3 protein-coding genes are annotated in these 3,012 nt (G+C 75.7%); 1 reads left to right on the top strand and 2 read right to left on the bottom strand.

What is annotated here, in order from left to right; translation table 11 throughout:
* A partial coding sequence (locus DLJ47_RS27700; RefSeq protein WP_109904257.1) for a coenzyme F420-0:L-glutamate ligase occupies nucleotides 1–1,007 on the bottom strand: 1,007 nt, incomplete at its 3' end.
* On the bottom strand, nucleotides 1,004–1,951 hold the full coding sequence (gene cofD, locus DLJ47_RS27695) for a 2-phospho-L-lactate transferase (protein WP_109904259.1): 948 nt from the start codon (nucleotides 1,949–1,951) through the stop codon (nucleotides 1,004–1,006). The genes DLJ47_RS27700 and cofD, both read right to left, overlap by 4 nt.
* Before the next feature lie 100 nt (nucleotides 1,952–2,051).
* On the opposite strand from cofD, the gene DLJ47_RS27690 reads away from it, so the two are divergent.
* Complete coding sequence (locus DLJ47_RS27690) at nucleotides 2,052–2,984, top strand: hypothetical protein (RefSeq protein WP_109904255.1); 933 nt, start codon at nucleotides 2,052–2,054, stop codon at nucleotides 2,982–2,984.
* Nucleotides 2,985–3,012: the final 28 nt, after the last annotated feature.

Below are 3,012 nucleotides of genomic sequence, written 5' to 3'. Positions count from 1 at the left end.
GTACGGAGGCGTTGCAGGTCGGCGCCGAAGCGGACCAGGTCGGCCGGGGCGACCGGGGTGGCCGGGGAGCCGAGCACCAGGGCGCTGGCCTCGGCCGGCCAGCCGGGCACCGCGGCGACCAGTCCGGCGCGTACCTCCTCGTCGGCGACCAGGGTGAAGGTAGTGCCGGGCGCGACCACCTCAGCGACCGCGGCGATCGCCCGGCGCACCGCGACCGGGTCGGGCGGGGTGGCGCCGGGGCCGTCCGGCAGGGTGGCGGCGGCGGCCAGCCCGGCCGCCCGCGCCTCCGCGGTGCCGAGTGAGAAGAGGTCCATCGAGGCGTCCCGGACCAGCGCCACCGCGCCGGCGCCGTCGTCCGGACCGGCCGCGCCCAGGTAGCCGCGCACCACCGCGACCGGAACCTGGTCGCACTTGCCCTTGACCAGCTCACCGGCGCCGGCCAGCTCGTCGACCACCGCCATCTGGGTCAGCTGGAGCTCGTTGCCGTACGGGTCGGTCTCGCCCCGGTGGTCGCGGATCGCGTCCATCCCGGCCACGCCGAGCGCCACGTCGGTGAGCCCGTTGCGCCACGGCCGGCCCATCGTGTCGCTGATGATCACCGCGACGTCGACGTGGTAGCGCTCGCGCAGCGCGGCCCGCAGCGCCCGGGCGGAGGCGTCCGGGTCCTTGGGCAGCAGCACCAGCCGGGTCTTGTCGACGTTGGACGCGTCGATCCCGGCCGAGGCCATCACGAAGCCGTGGTGGGTCTGCACGATCCGGGTGGTGCCGCGGGCCGCCACCACCCGCGCGGTCTCCGCGGCCAGCACCTCGTCCCGCGCGGCGAGCCGGTCCGGCCCGTCCGCCGGGACGTCCACCAGCCGCCCCTCCGCCTTGGAGACGATCTTGCTGGTCACCACCAGCACGTCGCCGTCGCGCAGCCAGGGCGCCGCGGTGGCGATCAGCGCCGCCAGGTCGTCGCCCTCGGTCACGTCGCCGATGCCCGGCACCGGCAGGATCTCCAGCCTCACGTCAACTCCACCGCGGCGCGGACCATCGCCGCCGTCGCCGCCTCGTCGGTCATCCGCAGCGGCACCGCGCGGACCGTCACCTCCGGCACCACGGTGCCCTCGTCCTCCTCGGCGACCAGCCAGCCGTCGAGCAGCCCGCCCGCGGCCCGGCCGCCGTAGAGCCGGCCCACGCCGGCCGCGCTGCACTCGACGCCCAGCACCTCCAGGCAGCGGTCGGCCATCCCGCGGACCGGCGCGCCGCCGATGATCGGCGACACGCCGACCACCGGGGCCGGGCCGTCGGCGATCGCCTCGCGCAGCCCGGGCACCGCCAGGATCGGCGCCACGCTCACCACCGGGTTGCTCGGCGCGATCAGCACCACGTCCGCGCCGGCGATCGCCTCCGCCACGCCGGGCGCCGGCTTGGCCGTCTCGGCGCCGACGAAGACGAACCGGTGGGTGGGCAACTGGGCCCGGTGGCGCACCCACCACTCCTGGAAGTGGATCGCCCGCTGGCCGCCGTCGAGGTCGACCACCACGTGCGTCTCCAGCCGGTCGTCGGTCGCCGGCAGCAGCCGTACGCCGGGCTGCCAGCGGGTGGCCAGCGCCTCGGTCACCGCGTGCAGCGGGTAGCCGGCGTTGAGCATCGTGGTGCGTACCAGGTGGGTGGCGACGTCCTTGTCACCCAGGCCGAACCAGGTCGGCTCGGCGCCGTACGCGGCCAGCTCCTCCTTGACCGTCCAGCTCTCCCCGACGCGCCCCCAGCCCCGCTCGGGGTCGGCGCCACCGCCCAGGGTGTACATGACACTGTCCAGGTCCGGGCAGACCTTCAACCCGTGCAGCAGCAGGTCGTCGCCGACGTTGACCACGGCGGTCACCTCGGCGCCGACCTCCCGCGCGTACGCCCGGACGCCGAGCAGGAAGCGGGCGCCCCCGATGCCGCCCGTCAGAACCACGATGCGCATGCCGACCATCCTCGCGCACGTGACGCCGTCGGTCCGCCGGAGGCCGGGGAGACTAGGCTCACGTCGGCAACTGTCCGCTTTCGCCCCCAGGGGGATCTTCGTGACCAGCCCCGCCGAGCCCGGGTCCACCGACGCGACCCGGGCCAGCCAGCTGACCAAGCCGTTCCGCGAACCCGCCGCGCTCGTGCTTCTCGGCGCGAACGCCGTGCTGCTGTTCGTCGGGCTGATCCGGCTGCTGACCCCGACCGAGTACGGCACCTTCACGGGCCGGGCGGGGAGCGCCTTCTACGCGTTCGCCGGGTGGGAGGCGGTGGTGCTGCCCGTGCTGGCCGTGCTGCTGGCCACACACGTGCAGCCGGTGGTGGCCAAGGCGAAACTGATCACCCAGGTGGCACTCGTCGAGTACGCGGTCAGCGCCCTGTTCGGTGTGCTGACCCTGCTGATCTGGACGGTCGGCCGGCTGTCCCAGGGCGAGGTGCTCGACTCGCTGCTCGGTCTGCTCGCCCGGGTGGCCTGGCTGGCCGTCTTCGCGGTCGCCGGCTACGTCGTCTACACGGTGTGGCGCAAGCTCTACTACGTACCGAAGCCCAAGCCGCAGCCCGGCGTCTACGGCCAGCCCCAGCCCGGTTGGCCGCAGCAGCAGGGCGGCTACCCGGCGCCGGGCCAGCCGGGTGGCTACCCGGTGCCCGGCCAGCCCGGCGCCTACCCGGCCCCCGGCCAGCCGACCGGCTGGACCGCCCCGGGTCAGTACGGTGGCCAGCCGGCCGGGCCGTACGCCCCGCAGTCGGCCCCGCCGGCCCCGCAGTCCGCGCCGCCGGCCAACCCGGTCCCCGGCTTCGGCCAGTCGGACAACCCCGTCCCGGGCTTCGGGCAGCCGCAGCCCGCGCCGCCGTTCGGTCAGCCGCCCTCGGCCGACCCGACCCAGGCGATCCCGCGCCAGTCCGCCGAGCCGACCCAGGCCATCCCGCGTGACGGCGACAGCGACCGCACCCAGCGGATCAATCCGGGCGACAACCCCGACCAGCCCCGCTGAGCCGGCGCTCCGCGCCCGCGCTCGCGTT

Origin of the sequence: Micromonospora sp. S4605, from assembly GCF_003176715.1 — a bacterium.
Classification (GTDB): domain Bacteria; phylum Actinomycetota; class Actinomycetes; order Mycobacteriales; family Micromonosporaceae; genus Micromonospora; species Micromonospora echinaurantiaca.
This window is presented reverse-complemented; position numbering and strand designations above follow the sequence as displayed.